Annotated in this window: 10 protein-coding genes and 1 pseudogene; 7 read left to right on the top strand and 4 right to left on the bottom strand. The window is 53.4% G+C overall.

Annotated elements, in window-relative coordinates; genetic code table 11:
- Window positions 1–108: 108 nt before the first annotated feature.
- The 4 genes and pseudogenes from AC2FLA_RS17185 to AC2FLA_RS17170 form a co-directional block, all read left to right on the top strand.
- Window positions 109–1,023, top strand: coding sequence for a sugar phosphate isomerase/epimerase family protein (locus AC2FLA_RS17185; RefSeq protein ID WP_496723816.1), 915 nt, complete (start codon window positions 109–111; stop codon window positions 1,021–1,023).
- On the top strand, window positions 1,004–2,413 hold the full coding sequence (locus AC2FLA_RS17180; RefSeq protein ID WP_496723814.1) for an aldehyde dehydrogenase family protein: 1,410 nt from the start codon (window positions 1,004–1,006) through the stop codon (window positions 2,411–2,413). Before AC2FLA_RS17185 ends, AC2FLA_RS17180 begins: the two co-directional genes overlap by 20 nt.
- Entirely contained in the window at window positions 2,413–4,194 is a 1,782-nt protein-coding gene (locus AC2FLA_RS17175; protein ID WP_496723812.1) for a thiamine pyrophosphate-binding protein, read from the top strand. Before AC2FLA_RS17180 ends, AC2FLA_RS17175 begins: the two co-directional genes overlap by 1 nt.
- 287 nt (window positions 4,195–4,481) lie before the next feature.
- Window positions 4,482–5,362, top strand: a pseudogene (locus AC2FLA_RS17170) (transposase); the annotation flags it as partial.
- A 793-nt stretch (window positions 5,363–6,155) separates the two neighbouring features.
- Here the strand turns inward: AC2FLA_RS17170 and AC2FLA_RS17165 are convergent.
- The gene (locus tag AC2FLA_RS17165; protein WP_496723811.1) at window positions 6,156–6,731 is read right to left on the bottom strand and encodes a hypothetical protein; all 576 of its coding nucleotides are present in this window, start codon (window positions 6,729–6,731) and stop codon (window positions 6,156–6,158) included.
- A 324-nt stretch (window positions 6,732–7,055) separates the two neighbouring features.
- Here AC2FLA_RS17165 and AC2FLA_RS17160 point away from each other — a divergent pair, with 324 nt between their 5' ends.
- Together AC2FLA_RS17160 and AC2FLA_RS17155 are read left to right on the top strand one after the other, a co-directional pair.
- Window positions 7,056–8,039: a lysozyme inhibitor LprI family protein gene (locus AC2FLA_RS17160; RefSeq protein WP_496723809.1), complete on the top strand. Its 984-nt coding sequence runs from the start codon at window positions 7,056–7,058 to the stop codon at window positions 8,037–8,039.
- 613 nt (window positions 8,040–8,652) lie between these two features.
- Window positions 8,653–9,573, top strand: coding sequence for a DMT family transporter (locus tag AC2FLA_RS17155; protein WP_496723807.1), 921 nt, complete (start codon window positions 8,653–8,655; stop codon window positions 9,571–9,573).
- A 24-nt stretch (window positions 9,574–9,597) separates the two neighbouring features.
- Here AC2FLA_RS17155 and AC2FLA_RS17150 read toward each other — a convergent pair whose 3' ends face one another.
- From AC2FLA_RS17150 to AC2FLA_RS17140, 3 genes are all read right to left on the bottom strand, one after another.
- The gene (locus AC2FLA_RS17150; protein ID WP_496723805.1) at window positions 9,598–12,096 is read right to left on the bottom strand and encodes a hypothetical protein; all 2,499 of its coding nucleotides are present in this window, start codon (window positions 12,094–12,096) and stop codon (window positions 9,598–9,600) included.
- 308 nt (window positions 12,097–12,404) lie between these two features.
- Window positions 12,405–13,280: a hypothetical protein gene (locus AC2FLA_RS17145; protein WP_496723803.1), complete on the bottom strand. Its 876-nt coding sequence runs from the start codon at window positions 13,278–13,280 to the stop codon at window positions 12,405–12,407.
- Between the two features lie 97 nt (window positions 13,281–13,377).
- The gene (locus AC2FLA_RS17140) at window positions 13,378–14,412 is read right to left on the bottom strand and encodes an alpha/beta hydrolase (RefSeq protein ID WP_496723801.1); all 1,035 of its coding nucleotides are present in this window, start codon (window positions 14,410–14,412) and stop codon (window positions 13,378–13,380) included.
- A gap of 143 nt (window positions 14,413–14,555) precedes the next feature.
- Here AC2FLA_RS17140 and AC2FLA_RS17135 point away from each other — a divergent pair, with 143 nt between their 5' ends.
- Window positions 14,556–15,488: a LysR family transcriptional regulator gene (locus AC2FLA_RS17135; protein WP_496723799.1), complete on the top strand. Its 933-nt coding sequence runs from the start codon at window positions 14,556–14,558 to the stop codon at window positions 15,486–15,488.
- Window positions 15,489–15,925: the final 437 nt, after the last annotated feature.

The following is a 15,925-nucleotide window of genomic DNA, read 5'->3' as shown; positions in this document are numbered from 1 at the left end:
CGTTTTCATTTCCTGCTCTGTTTTAAAAGTTGATATTTTCAAAAATATCAGATATTTTTTACTACATGTGATGAATTTGAGATTCGCAGACACGTGGAGCTGTCGTTCATGGTGAAACCAGAAGAGGCTGGCGCAGGCCCCTCTCTCTATTCTTTGGCGCATCTGACGCTGATTGGCTGTACGCCGCCCGAGCTGGTCTATATCGCCGCCCGGGCCGGTTACGATGCCGTCAGTCCCCGCTTCATTCCGATGCATGTGCCTGGAGAGTTCACTCAATCCCCGATCGACAAGGCGCAGGTGCAGGCCACCAAAACTGCTCTTTCTACCACCGGTTTGAAAGTCCTGGATGTCGAGATTGCGCGCATTACCGAAGATGTTGATCCGCGCAGTTTTGAACCTTCACTTGAGATTGGCGGGGAACTGGGCGCTAAACGCATGATAATGAGCGCGTGGACCAACACCCGTGATGATCGTGACTTTCTGATCGATGTCTATTCTGAGACCTGCGAACTGGCCGCGCCCTACGGACTAACTGTGGACTTGGAGTTCCCAAGCTTCTCTCGCTTGCGCACGCTGGATGAGGCGCTGGATATTGTGCGCGCCTCTGATCAGCCGAATGGTGGTATTCTGGTTGATACGCTTTATCTGCATCTCAGCCGCGTGGATTTGGGAGAGTTGCTACACGTCCCCTCGGGCCTGTTTCACTTCCTGCATATCTCTGATTGCCTGCCCGGCATCGCCGATACGCGTGAGGGCATGATCCAACTGGCCCGCGATGCGCGGCTCTATCCCGGCGAAGGCTGGATTGACTTCACCGGCATCATCGAACGGATGCCGCCCGTCGACTATTCCATTGAATTGCCCAACCAAAGCCGCGTTGCCGAGTTGGGATATGAAGAACACGCGCGTCGCTGTCTCAACCACGCCAAGCGAACATTCGGCTCAGCGCGATCTCAGCGCCGTATGCCCGATGCAGCAATTCTAAAACACCAAGAGGATCATCATGGGCAAAGAGCTCACTGAAAACGACCGACAACTCGCGGCCGATATGCTGGCACGCGCCCGCGCTGCCATGGCCGAGATCGAGGATTGGGATCAGGACAGGCTGGACCGCCTGTCTCAGGCCATTGCGTGGTATGCTGGGAACGAGAAAACTTTCACGTGTCTGGCCCAGCAGGGCGTGGACGAAAGCGGCATTGGAGATCGCGAAGGGCGTCCCGCGAAGCGGTTCAAAATCCACATGGTGCTGCGGGATGTCCTGCGTACCCCTTCGACCGGAATTGTTGAGGTTGATGAGGAAAAAGGATTGGTGAAATACGCCAAACCTGCCGGTGTGATCGCATCGCTGATCCCGATGACCAATCCGGCGATGACACCACCGGTGACCGGCGTTTCCGCCGCGAACGCCCGGAATGCGGTCATCTTCAGCCCGCACCCGCGAACCGCCCATACCACCTTCGAAATGGTCGAGGTCATGCGCGCAGCCTGCCGTGCCGCCGGTGCCCCCGAAGACCTATTCCAGTCGATCCGCAAACCATCGATCCCATTAACACAGCACCTCATGGAGATTTGTGACCTGACTCTGGCAACGGGTGGTAAGCCGATGGTCAAAGCGGCCTACAGTTCTGGGCGTCCAGCCTATGGTGTCGGCGCGGGCAATTCATCCATCGTCATCGATGAGACAGCCGACTTGGACGTCGCCGCTCAGAACACACGCATTTCGAAGACATCCGACTTTGGCTCGGGTTGTTCGGCCGACGGCAACATCATTATCCAGCGTTCGGTCTACGACGATATGGTCAAAGCGCTTGAGGCCGAAGGTGGGTATCTGTGTTCGAATGAAGAAAAGGCCATGCTCGAAGCGGCTATGTGGGACGATAAGGGCAGCCGTACGTTCCCGACCATTGCCTGTCCGCCGCAGCAAACGGCTAAGGTCGCCGGTTTTGACATCCCCGAAGATCGCAAATTCCTGATGGTTGAAAATCAGGGGCAAATCGGCCCGCAGCACAAGTTCTCCAGGGAAAAACTGACCACTCTGATGGCGCTTTATCACTTCGACACGTTCGATGACGCGCTGGAAACGGTCAGCCAGATCTACAACACCGGGGGCAAGGGCCATTCCTGCGGCATCTACAGCCACAATGACGATCACATCGACCGGTTAGCGCGTCTGGCTCCGGTCAGCCGCATGATGGTGCGGCAGCCACAATCCAAGGCCAACGCAGGTGCCTGGACTAATGGCATGCCTATGACCAGCAGCCTGGGCTGCGGCATCTGGGGCGGCAACATCACCAACGAAAACGTCACCATGAAACACATGATGAACTACACCTGGGTCAGCCGTCCTACGCCTGAGGATCGCCCCTCGGAGCCGGAGCTGTTCGGTGAGTTCTACGGACGGGAGGTCGCGTAATGGACGGAGCGAAACTGGATGGCAAAACCGTTGCCGAACACATTGTCGACTTCCTCGAACGTCGTGAGGTCAAACATGTGTTCGGTCTATGCGGCCACACGAATATCGCGGTGCTGGCCGCGTTGGCGGAAAGCCCCATTGATTTCGTCACCGTGCGGCATGAGCAAATCGCAAGCCACGCGGCCGATGCTTATGCCCGGGTGACGGGCAAGGCCTCGGTGGTGCTGTCCCATCTCTCCCCGGGACTGACTAATTGCGCCACCGGGGTCGCCAACGCTGCACTAGACTGTATCCCGATGGTCGTGATCGCAGGTGACATTCCCACGTATTACTACGGCAAGCATCCGCATCAGGAAGTGAACCTCCATGCAGACGCGGCCCAGTGGGAGATCTACCGCCCCTTTGTCAAACGTGCCTGGCGGGTAGACCGCGCGGATTTAATGGCCGAAATCTTGGAGAAGGCGTTCCATCTGGCCGAAAGTGGCCAACCCGGGCCTGTGCTGGTCAATGTCCCCATGGACATTTTTTCAGAGGTGATCCCATCGGACAGCTTCGACCGTATCCGCGACAACACCCGCGCGCTCAAGAAACCGTCGATTGATGATGAGACTGCGCGAGAGATCGTCAAAGCGTTGGCGAAGGCTGAAAACCCAGTCGCTTATGTCGGAGGTGGTATTCTTCTCGCACAAGCCAGCGAGGAGTTGCGAGAATTTGTTGAACATATGGGCCTGCCAGTCGCGCATTCCCTTATGGGTAAAGGCGCGTTGCGGGACGACCATCCGCTTGTGCTGGGAATGACCGGGTTTTGGGGCACCGAATTGGTCAACCAGTCCTGCTTGAATGCGGACTACATCTTTGCCGTGGGCACTCGGTTCAAAGAGGCAGATTGCTCCAGTTGGTATCCCGGCTACACTTTCAACATTCCCGGCTCGAAGGTCATTCATATCGATATCGAACCGCAAGAGATCGGCCGGAACTATCCCACCGAGATCGGCGCCGTCGCGGATGCTAAAGCAGCACTACGCGTTCTCAACCGGGTCGCCCGCGAGATGTATCCGGACGGATTCAAACGCCCCGCGCTGGAACAGAAGATTGCTGGCTTCCGGACGGATTTCAAAGCGCGCAACGAGGAAATGGCGACGTCATCGGCCTTTCCAATGATGCCCGAGCGTATTCTGGCAGATTCCCGCAAGGCACTGCCCGAGGACGCCATCATCACTACGGACGTTGGGTGGAACAAGAACGGTGTGGGGCAACAGTTCGACATTTTGACGCCCGGTTCAATCCTGACCCCGGGCGGGTTCGCGACGATGGGTTTTGGCCCTCCGGGCGCGATCGGCGCGAAGCTGGCAGCACCTGATCGTGTGGTGATCAGCCTGGTCGGCGATGGCGGTTTCGGTCAAAATCCGTCGATGCTCGCAACAGCAGTCGAACTTGATCTGGGTATCATCTGGCTGGTTATGAACAACAACGCCTTCGGCACCATCGCGGGCCTTCAAAAGGCGCATTACGGTCTGACCTATGGAACAACGTTCCCCGGATCAGCGGCCGCGCCCGCAAACGGGCCGGGCTATGCTAACATTGCGCGAGCCTACGGTGCAGAGGGGCACAAGTTGAGTTCTGCCAATGAACTGTTGCCCGCATTGGAAGCGGCAATCGCCAGTGGCAAGCCCACCGTTCTCGATGTGCCAATGATCAACAACCCTACACCAACGACCGGGCACTGGAACATCTTGGACATATACTCTCCTGATAAAGAGGTTTCCCACGTCGCCACCTGAAAACGCTGAGCGCGGTAAACCGCGCCAGTAATCCGCCGTTAAATGATTCATATACTTCGGCAGAACTGTTGCATTGCGGCGGTCTAAAGATACTCGTTCCCGAATTCTACATACACTCAGCATTCGCCAAGGCGAGTATATACTTCAGCAGCCTTAAACCCATTTGGAAGGGTGGCTAAAAGTTGGCCGTTGCATTCGGAGTTTCGGGCGTATTTTGTTGAAAAACTCTGGCTTGATCGACGCATGAACTGCTGATTCAATCCTGCCAACAAGCCGGAGGATCAGCCATGATGGGATTTAGGCAGGAAGCTCAGGCATCACTGTTTTACGAATTCTCACTGGAGGATCATGTCCCTCAAGATCACCTGTTGCGGTCGATTGACCGGTTTGTTGATCTGATCAGCATCCGTTCGCATTTGGCAGATTTCTATAGCCACACGGGCCGTCCATCGATTGATCCCGAGTTGCTGATCCGCATGCTCTTGGTGGACTATTGCTTTGGTATACGATCCGAACGTCGGCTGTGCGAAGAGGTGCATCTGAACCTGGCCTATCGTTGGTTCTGCCGCCTGGATCTGAATGACCGGATCCCTGACCATTCTACCTTTTCCAAGAACCGCCACGGGCGATTCCGGGAGAGCGAGTTGCTGCGCCATCTGTTCGAGACGACCGTCGCACGCTGCATAGAGGAGGGTCTGGTGAGCGGCCAGCGCATGGCGATTGATGCCAGCCTGATAGAGGCAGACGCCAACAAACAGAATTCGACGCCAAAGGAAGATTGGGATCCATCGGATATTGATCCGGCAGATGCACCCCGCGCGGTCCGTGAATATCTCAACACCCTGGATGAGGCCGCATTTGGTGCAGCCAGCGAGGTGCAACCTAAGTTCACCTCGCATTCCGATCCAGCCAGCCAATGGACAGCAGCACGCAAAGGCCCTGCTTTCTTCAGCTATTCCGACAATTACCTGATCGACACGGATCATGGCGTCATCGTTGATGTCGAGGCACACGGTCGATCCGACAAGCTGATGTCGGATCGACCAAGACCATGCTGAACCGGACCAGAGACAAGTTCGATCTGCACCCGGAATGGCTCATCGCGGACACCGCGTACGGTTCGGGCCCGATGCTCGGTTGGCTGGTGGATCACAACATCGCGCCGCATAGTGCAGAGAACTTCGAACTTGCATGGAAACGCCCCCCGAGGGAGTTAGAGGCTTGGTATCAGGGTGTTTGGGTTCCGGGAATGCCTGAGACATACACTGAGTACCTACATAAAACACCGGATTACGAACTGAAAGAAATCCAACACAGCAGCCTGAAGAAATTCTTCAGCGGTGGGAAAATGTTGAAATTTTTCTTAAGCTTGAATTGGCATGTGAGGAAATTGAGCAACCCAAAATATCCGCTCCTGACATCTGATAGGCCCGTTTTTTGCAACAATAGGCTCAGTTACCCTGATGGTTTATTGTTTTTGCCAGTAAGCGCTAACACAATTTTCTTCGCTCAACCGAGTATCGCGCCTCAGCACAAAATATTGGGGCGCGCATCCGACAATCAGGCAATGAGATTTTGTAATGAGCAGGTGGTGATGCAAGCCAAGCAGTACGTTTGGACGAACGACTTGCGGCACCAAAACTTTATTGAGCGTAGGTTTGGAAACCAACAAACCCCTTCGTTCAACGAAATAGCGATCCAAGCACATAAGAATTTGTGGCCTGATCAATTCCAGTAGGTTTGTTCCTTGCAAAGCCTCCCTTCCGTTTCATTGTCTGAAATAGAACCCCTTAGGTTCACGGTTCCAGACACCGCTGTTGTCCAACCTAAATGGGCACGCTGCCGACTTTTTTCTGCGACTTGATTGAATGGTCGAACGAGCCCTTTCCGGACTTTTCCATCCTCCGTTGGTTCGCACATGCAGCAAGTCGTGAAGCACACTTTGCTGCCGTTCAGCTTGCTTACCTTTCCTCCATCGCAGTGAGTAAGAGTTTGGTTCCGACTAGAATAACTTCAGTTTCCGGCAACACCACCGAGCCTGGCGTTACGTACCTAGTGCGATATGGCCTGTCATATACGGTGTCCAAAACTCGCAAGTGATCAAAATAGACGCGCCAACGGTGTTTTATATCGGTTTCACCACGTGAGGTCAGCCGTATCCTAACCTCCTCTGGTACAGACAGGTGAGCAGTGTTTGAAAAATGCAAATTGACAAACTTCACCTCATCAAAATTGGACCGAGCGTCGTAATACGCTTTATAGGTGTTGTGGCTGTACGTCCGCATAGCTTTTGGGCTCTTTCCGCCTCCCCTAAGCATTGTCTTGAGAGTAAGCTCAGTCGCCAGACCGACAGTCTGCATTACAGGACCGGGGTAGAACTCAGGTTCGTGATTACGCTCAGCGAAATACAAAAGTTCACCGGCGTTCAAGTAGGCGCGAGCCCACCTGACCAAACCCGTCACACTCATTTCATCATTTTGATTGACTTCGACTGGCCAGCTGACATCGAGGCCAATTGCGTCAGCAAATCCGCTCATGTTTAAAGATTCCCCGATCTATAGCACTTCAGACACTACCAACGGTATACCGAGCCAAGTTCAAGCCGTTTTTGATGTGCTTGAAGAGCTCGTTCCCACCATCTCTGCGAAAAGTTCCAACTAGTCGAACGAGCCCTTACCAGTCATTGCTGCATAACTTGGCTGCTGCAGGTGCATTAGACCGCTCGCAGCCCTCAGCGGACCTCCATCAGTTCCTAAAGGTTCCCCCCTGCAGTATATCGGATGTTGCCCATACGACCTCAAGTGAGCTCAGATAAGTAGAGAATACTGGTGCCGTATGTAATGGATAAGATGCGAAGTTAGATGTATGAGATCAGCAATGCGAATAAGCCGAAGGCCGCAGTGATGAAGAAGCCAACTTACAAGCAGATTATCGATTGGAATGAGCGCAGAGGAGATCAACCAAGGTTCGGCTTGGAATTGTTGAATCAACTGCACCGACTTCAATCAGACTTTGCGGAACGTGGTCAAGAAGATGCGATTCTGTGTGAATTCATACCTTTGCGATTGGCAACTATACTTGAGGTCTTTTTGCGCGAAGCAATTAGAGAGCTTGTCGATTCCGGAGAGCCATACCTCGATAGAGCCGAGAACCTGACCAAGGGTACGAAAATTGATCTCGCATTTGCCGTGTTTGTAGACCAACAACGCCTTTCAATCGGCGATTTTGCTGCTCACGCTGTTTCTGTTAGCAATGTCCGGAATTTTGTAGCAGCGCTCACGCAATTGGAGCCAGAGTTTGTTGCTAAACTAAAAGTAGCACACCCCAGGTGGACAGAAGACAGGGCAAACTGGCCGCTCCCACCGCTAATTGCAGATTACCAACAGAACATGAGAAACCTGCAGCGGATGATAGACGTCCGAAACGTGCTGGCTCACGAGCTTCCAACTGAACGTGTCTGGGATTTTTCGGGGATTCCAAGTTTCTTCGCTGCTACGCAACAGTTTATCGAGGCCTGCGACTGGGTCATTGTCGAGTTGCTACAGGACTCCACACCTCGAACTCAAAACCAAATGAACAACGACGCTGGGTTGGAGTTGAAAGAACTAGAAGAGCAGCTTTCTTCTGCCTTAAAGCGCCTCTCAGTGATCAAGGGAATCTGTCTAGAGAAAATAAGATCTTCGCAAGATGTATGGCTGGAAGACGCTAACAAGGAAGCGGAACTTGTAGCGTCAAATGTCGAAGGTGGCTCTATGTACTCAATGGAGTGGTCAGGCGCCAAGTCGGCCTTGGTTTCTGATCGCCTAGAGCAGGTTGAGTCCGTCATTAGAGAGTGGATGAACTAGAGCCCATTGCCCAAAATGAAAACCTCTTGGCGTCAAGCTGATCAAGTGAAGCAGCGACCGCTCAGGGCTTACTGAGGGCCTTTAGACTAAAAATGCGGATGGCCGCAAAGTCCGCACAGCAGACCTTGGCTCCTTATTGTTGACCGTCGAAGGTCTGCTTTGAGCCCAAACCGACAAATGCTGCTATCCGCACGAACTGGAAGTACGGGCGGAGAGCCGACCTCCTCTGCACCTGCGAAGAACTCACCGCCATCTTGCAAAAACAGACATTGAACCCGGACCCGCTTCATGCGTGATCTCCCCGTAACATCAGAAAAGTCAATCTATTGGCTACTGTTACTCGCTCCTTAGTCGATGAACGCAATTTGAATTTGGACGCTGGCTCCTACACCAGCTTACGGACAACGAAATCGTTCGAGTAGGAATAATTATTGCTTCCATCCCGATTGTCCTACCTCAACCAGCGCTTCGGGCGAGATGCGCCGCAGCTCCGCAAGTGATTCCGCGTCTCGACTGATCAACTGGCATTGATCTCGATGCGCTATTCTCGTACGTGCCACATTGATTGATGCTTTGTTTGAAAAGCCGCACATGCTCTGTTGCAATTATGAAGGTGAATAAACCTGCGCTGGCCTATGGAGCGCTGTTACTTGCAATGTTGATCAGTGCCGGGAACTTTTTGTTCGGTAATCTGGCCGTCAATGAAGTTCATCCGGTTGCACTGACCTTTTGGCGCTGCCTGATTGCAGCAATATTTGTTTTGCCACTTGTTCTGAGAGGGCAAGGCCAACCGTTCCAGCATTTCAAGGGCAGTTGGCTCCGTATTACAGCCCTTGCCTGTATTGGCGTGGTCGCCACACCTTGGTTTGTTTATTCTGCGCTCCGCTCAAATGATCTCATAGATCTTGGGGCCGGTTACACCAGTGTACCCTTACTGACGATTTTGTTCTCGGCACTATTGCTCGGCGAGCGATTGCAGCCTGTTCAGTATCTGGGTGTAGTGATCGCCCTCGTTGGTGCACTGGTTTTTGCATTTCGCGGTGACTTCTCAAACCTAATCAATTTCGACCCGCATCTCGCCTTCTTGCTGATGATTACATCCAACGCCTGCCGTGGGCTCTATTTAGTTCTTCTTAAGAAATGGAACATGCACCCTAAGCCTGATGAAGGCTTGTTCGTTATTTTCGTTGTTGGCATTGTCGTGCTACTGCCGTTTGTTGTGATTCACGAAGTAAGCACACTTCAACCATTAGACTACTCTTGGAAGGTCTGGGGCTCTATTCTCTTTATTGGAGTTGGCATGGGTGCCATCTACCTCCACCTGCTCAATTTCGGTACAAACGAAGTTGGTGCGTCGACGGCTTCCTTGTTTGCCTATCTCGTACCGATACTCGTTGCGGTCGAAGCCGTGACCCTAAGGGGCATGGACCTTCAGCTTTATCAAGGCATCGGCGGCGTGCTGATAATCGGCGGCGTTCTGATCGCAACCCGGTTGCATCTTCGACCAACCGCTGGGGACCATCCGCCTCATTGATGCACATGTTGCCAGAGACGATGATCAACCCGGCAAGCCAGCTTCCTTAAGATCACTGACAAACCTGTCAAGATCACGTTGTTGAAAGTTCTCGAATGCCAGGCGGACACGCGAACATGTCATGGCGGGGCGAACCTCTTTGCTCTGACGGACTATCTGCCTTGCCTCTTCTATGCGGTGTTGTCGTATCAGAATTACCGCCAACACATAGTGCCCGAATGGGCCAACCGACCTTCCTTCCAATGTTGTTCTTGCGCAGGCTTCAGCTTGTTCCAGACTGTCAAGGAGATAGAGGCACATTGCTTTTGATAACAGTTTAACCTTGAAGTAAGGTCCAGAGGGCCCAAACTGAGTTGCCGTCTCAAAGTGCGCCAGTGCCCGTTTCGCCTGTCCATTTACAAGCTGCGTGTACCCAAGAACCAGGTGAGCGTTCGCTGCGCTTGGATTGAGGCTGACTGCAAGTTCTGCCTCTGCGATTGCAGCATCGTATCGGTTATACAGAGTATAAGCCCGGGCAAGAGTGGCATGGGCAAAACTACTTTGTTCATCAAGCGCTACAGCGCGCTCTGCGTGATAGAGCGCACGTTCCTTTGCCCCAGCGCGGTCATCAACCTGGACGAAAAACAGCTTTCGAAGCTCGGCATTTGCCATGACGGCATGCGCAAGCGCATAGTCCGGCGTCATGTCGATAGTCTTGGATAAAATATCATTTGCCTTTTGAGTATCTTCATCCGTGAACTTGAACAGATGCCACAGAGCTTTTTGAACCCTGTCCCATACATTGACCTCACCACGTTTCAGGCGGGCTTGCTCTCGTAAGTCGAACCGCAGTTCCCAGTCTATGTGCCCGACGACGGCTGCGGCGATTTCCTCTTGCAGGGAAAAGACATCCTCAATTTTGTGATCCAGGCGATCAGCCCAAAGATCGTGCCCATTCGATGTATCTACCAGATGGGCGGTGACACGAACGCGCCGGTCATCATAGCGCACACTGCCCTCTACCAAATAATGTGCCCCGAGGCGTTGTGCGATTTCCTCACCGGATAAAGAAGAATCCTTGAGTAGTTTGGTCGAAGTAGGTGAGACCACCGACAGCCAATCCACCTTTGCAAGTTCGGTAACAAGTTCTTGGTTGATGCCAGCCACAAAGCCATTGTTGTCGCTTTGTCCACCGAGGTTGTCGAAGGGTAACACTGCGATTACGGGTTTTTGCGGTGCTGGAAGTTGAGTGACCATACGATCAAACAGACGGTCTTTTTCGGCTGGCGGCTCAGTCTTTGGTGCAAGCGTTTCGGTTTCAGTTGGAGAACCGAATAAAGGTTCATGCGTTGTCGGGAAGTGGAACACCGGTCCGTGCCGTGGCCAATCAACATTGTTGAGCGTCATATAGTCTTTGAGATTGTGTGCAGCATACAGGAATGCGTGACTGCGCGCCCCAACGTTGATCTGCTTGTGGGCGAAGTTCAGGCCCACCGCGACGCGTGCCAACAGGTATTGGCTTTCCATAAAACTCAGCCGATGGCTTTCATGACGTTCAATCCAGCTCATCACCCCACGTCGCAGAGTTCTGACGAACTCTACGATCCCAACGTCATCCTGCCAAAGTCCTAACGTGTGGTGTTTTGAATGAAAGAGCCCGAGATCATCAAGGATGGCATCCCATTGAGCTGGCACGCAGTTTCCGCGACGCGCCAACAGGTATGCCAATTCGAAATACGCGTGATCATAAAACAGGAACTGATTGTCTTCGTACAGCGCCAGATCAATCAGATAATAGTCGGGATCACTGCTTTGATGTGATCGTACCAGGACATTGTAACCGTGAAGATCTCCATGCAACCGACCTTTGGCCGCTCGGATGCTTAGTCGGTTTGGCAAGTTCTCGTCGCAGGCAAATGTCAATGGGTTTGGGTACCAATGTCCTTCAAACATAAGGCAACGCTCGTTCGGATCGTGACCGCAAACATCGGACAGGAACTGGTGTAATCGACCTGCCTCAGGATCCAGTCTGTAGCCGAGCCAACCGGAAAGCATTTCCCGAGGCGACTGCATTCCTGGGGCCATCTGATAGTCAGAATTCCAATCGTCAAGAAGGCTTCGCGAGAGCCGCTGGAGGACGTTCAAAGCCAGCTCGTAACCACAATCGTTCCAAGGGAGTGAGTATTCCAGCCCTTGCGCCACGACCGTTGAAAGAATCGCGATCTTACCTTCGTGCTCCAGCGAGTTGACGATGCGAGCCATATGTTTGGATCCGAATGCTGGTATTGCTTCGAACGCCTCGAGGTGTCTTTGGTTTTCGGTCTTTTCTTGCCATTCCGGATCGGGAAGCGCGTCAAGTTTGAGAATGGCCTGACCACTGAAGGCATCGCATGTGATGTCGACAATATAGACAAGAGCGCCAGACTTGCCTGCACTGAGTTGGCGGTGAAAGTAGATTTCACCCTTTACCGACCAACGGTCAGTTATCAATGGCAGAAGCTCATTGTAGGCTTCCGGCCAAGCGAGATCGTCGATAGCGGGCATTAACAACACTCCGCAGAAGTACCGCCAAGGACTGTGTAATTCTGCGCGGCGGAACTGTCCTTTTGTATGATACACATGCAAACGCGTGAACCAAGTCGTTTGGATACACTGGTCATAGTTTTCTGCGCGATGGTTGAACCTGCCCAGTGAAAGCTCAATGCACCGCAAGATGCTCGAATGTCCGCTTTTGAGCAGTTGTGAAGCAGTCTTGACGCATCGGTGAAGTTCTCCTTTGGGCCGAAGATAGCTCTTGGTGCATATGGTACTGCGGAAGCCTTGCGCCACGGAAGCCAGAGTACGTGCGCCTCTTAGTCGAGATATTGTGCTGCCTGAGATGGTAAATTCGCATAGGATGCGTCATAGAAGTAAGTCAGCCATATTGACGACCCATCGAAGAGTATATCGGAAATTCCACGCGAATCTGATCCAGCGTCCAGCGGTTGAATGGACCCATCAGTTTCAACGCGCAAAAGCTTCGAATTTGGGTACTCTTCGTGACCCCGATAACCGCCGACAACAACCGTGCCGTTGACGATTTCAACGGATTCCAGATTACCGAACCCGTTTGAAACGACTGTAGCGGTATCCCCGTTGTTTGAATGCGGTACCCAGTACAAGGCGCTGTCCCAGGCGTCGTCGCTGCCCCAGGACACCGCGTAGATTCCTGTCTCTATGATCGCAAAGCGGGCAAGCCCATTGATACGCAGATCATTGAGGTAAGGTTGAATTTGTCCGGTTTGGGTTGCGACCGATAGGAATGCGCCGCGTCCAAAGTCACTCACGAGAAGGGTGTTTTCGTCGAGAGCTTCGATATCGTAGAGAAAAACACCATCTTCATCGAGAGCCTGCCGCCAGTTTACTGTCCCATCCGGCGTGGTAGAGATGACCTCATTGCCATCCACAATGACAATCTGGTTGCCGGCAAGCACCATTCCGGTCGGATTGCGCAGGCCTTGCCCGTCCAAGAGTGTGATTTCCTCGGTCGCGCCGTCCGGAGTTAGCTTGTAGAGTCCGCCATTCGTTGCGTCTGAGCCGAACTCTTCATCTGGCCCACCTGGTCCAATCGATACGGCATAGATACCGTTCCCCATTGGCAAGACGGCTTCGGTAAAGGGCGGCAGCTCCTGTTCGGCGACAGCAGGGCAGGCTGCAACGCAGGCAACCAGTAGCGAAAGAACTTTCATCTCAAATAATTCTCCTGTGTAGCTGCGCTTTGATGTTGTCGCCCTTTGTACTGCGATGACTGCTCTGGGACGGCCACAATGAAGCAAGCGGTTTGCATCAGATGCTTCGGCCGAAGGCCAGAAAGTGCGGAGCCAGCGCGTTGACGGCGGCGTCAATAATCAGCGGGTCTTCGTAAAACTGAAGCTGGTTGGCGCCGTCGATCCAATGCAGCGTCTTCTGCTCTGACGCGATATCTTCAAAAATGCGGCGGGGAATGTCCTGACCGCTTGCAGCCCTGTCACCATGGATCATCAATACGGGCAGGCTCAGTTGAGGTGCTGTTTCGTCGATCCGCCAGCCCCAAATGCCAGCTTCGCTCATCGCGGTGATGCGGTTTTCCCACCCGCCCTTGAAAGTCAGCCAAGGGGCCCTGTTGTCCCAGGGCAGGTACCAGTCTGCAATGGCCGTAGCGGTCAGAAGGGCATCCTCAGAGCCGACGATTGGAATGTAGCTTGCTTCCCCCGTTTTTTCGAAATCGGCGGCTGCTTTGGTCGCGCGTTCCATACGCGCTTCTACTGCGCCATCACTGCCAAGGTACATTCTGGCGGTTTCCGCGGTCAGATAATGTCCCGCGACAACCCCGAGAGACACCACGCGATCGTCTGTCACCGCTGTCTCAATCGCCCAGTTGACGCCTTGGCAAATTCCGAGAAGATGAAGCCGGTTTGCGTCGATGCCTTCCTGAGCGGCGAGAAATCCGAGGGCCGCTTGGCAATCTTCAACTTTGGCTTGGCCAGACTCGAAACGTCGGGGGGCGCCTGAGCTTTCTCCGTGATAACGCGGGTCGAATACCAGAACGGCCAGCCCGCGCGATGCCAGGCGGGTTGCATATTGCATAGGTGATTGTTCCTTGACGAAAGCGACAGGCCCGATGATCACAACCGCCGGGTGAGGCCCTGCCGTAGCGGGTCTCAACAACTTTCCAACAAGGGTTTCCCCAGAGCTGTCAAAGGACACTGTTTCAACATCATAAGAGCCAAGTGCCGATTGATCTACGTCACCGGATGCCTCCGCAGTGCTGGGCCGGGCGGCGAAAGCTCCGGTCATGGATGTTGCAATCGCAATTGAGTTGAACATGCGTCGTGTAATCACTGCTGCTGTCCTTTCGTATTCAGTTTGATGGGTGCCACACCCAAAAGGTCATGGACAGAACGCCTGATCGGGAGGCGCCCCGGTTGGGCTTCGCTTGTCAGTTAGCTCGCGACTCGCATAATTGGGATGACGCAGATAGCATGATGAACATGCAAAAAATGAATGATGGTCTAACTTCTCTGGATGTGCGGACTCTGCGGTTCCTGCAGACCCTGCTTCGAACAAGTAGCGTGACACGCACTGCACTGCATTTGGGGATCAGCCAGCCCGCTGCCAGTCGAATTCTCGCCCGGGTACGAGACCTGATAGGAGATCCGGTGCTAATCCGAACGCAGTCCGGATACCAGTTGACGGATCATGCGCTGAGCCTGAATGAACCGGTCGATGCGGCACTGTCGGCGATAGCCAACGTCTTCAGGCCTTCCGCCTTTGATCCGCAACAGTCCAACCATTGCTATCGCATCGCCTCCACAGATTACGGCGTAGCTGCAGTCCTCGGACCGATGATGGACGCCTTTGCCATTACCGCACCAGCATTAAGATTCGAAGTCTCACCGCTGGTGCCACAAAGCTTTAGCGACCTGGAAAAGGGAGCAATTGATCTGCTGCTATACGCGGATTTGGATGCCAGGGACGATTTGCTCATTCAGAAGCTATTTGATGAAACCTACGAAGTTCTTTTTCGACAGGGCCACCCGCTTGAGGCACTGGCAGCTTCTGAACGGATCCTTAGTCCGCAGGACGTTACCCCCTACCGGCTAATTGAGTTCAGTTACCCGGGCACTACCGATTTGAAACCGGATACGATCATGCGGGAAGATGGAGATGGTTCGAATGCCGTATTCCAGCAGCCTTATTTCACCACGCTGCCTTTTTTGGTCAGACAGACGGATGCAGTTGCAGCTGTCCCCAAGCGGCTGGCAAAGCAAGTCCAGAAATTGACCTCTCTTTGTTCAGCTCCGTTTCTGCCAAGTAGCGGGTTCCCCTATTACCTTGTCCGTCACGAGCGCAGCCGCTTCAATCCAGCGGTCAATTGGTTGAGGGAACAAGCATTGGAGATCACCAAGTCCGACTGATCAAATGTTCGAGCCGAGATGATGGTTTGCACGTGAGAACTTCGAATTACATAAAAGCCACCCAAATCACCACCCGCTCTTGGGTCCTGACGAAACTACAATCCATAGTCGGCAGGTCTGTTGGGCTGAGCTGCAACATCTACCGTTACTGTTACACCTTTGCTCAGTCCCGTGCTCCGGATCATCGTCTACTATCCAGCTTTGCGATTGCAGCGAACGGCAGCTTAGGCGGGCCGCACCGCAGCGAAGGTGACCAGGGTCGAACGGCAGGAATGGGCCGGAAGCGGCCGCTAACCGAACGGCCATCAAGGTCGGAAATGTCCGCACAGCAGACCTTGGCTCCTTATTGTTGACTTCGAATGGGCGCCAAGTATTGCAAGGATGGTTGCCGCAAGATGGCAGCGCGGAAACGGCGTAATGCACATTAAGTTTAAGCA

The organism is Ruegeria sp. CDSA033 (genome assembly GCF_059612305.1).
The sequence above is the reverse complement of the archived record's forward strand: the minus strand, read 5'-3'. Positions and strand labels throughout refer to the sequence as shown.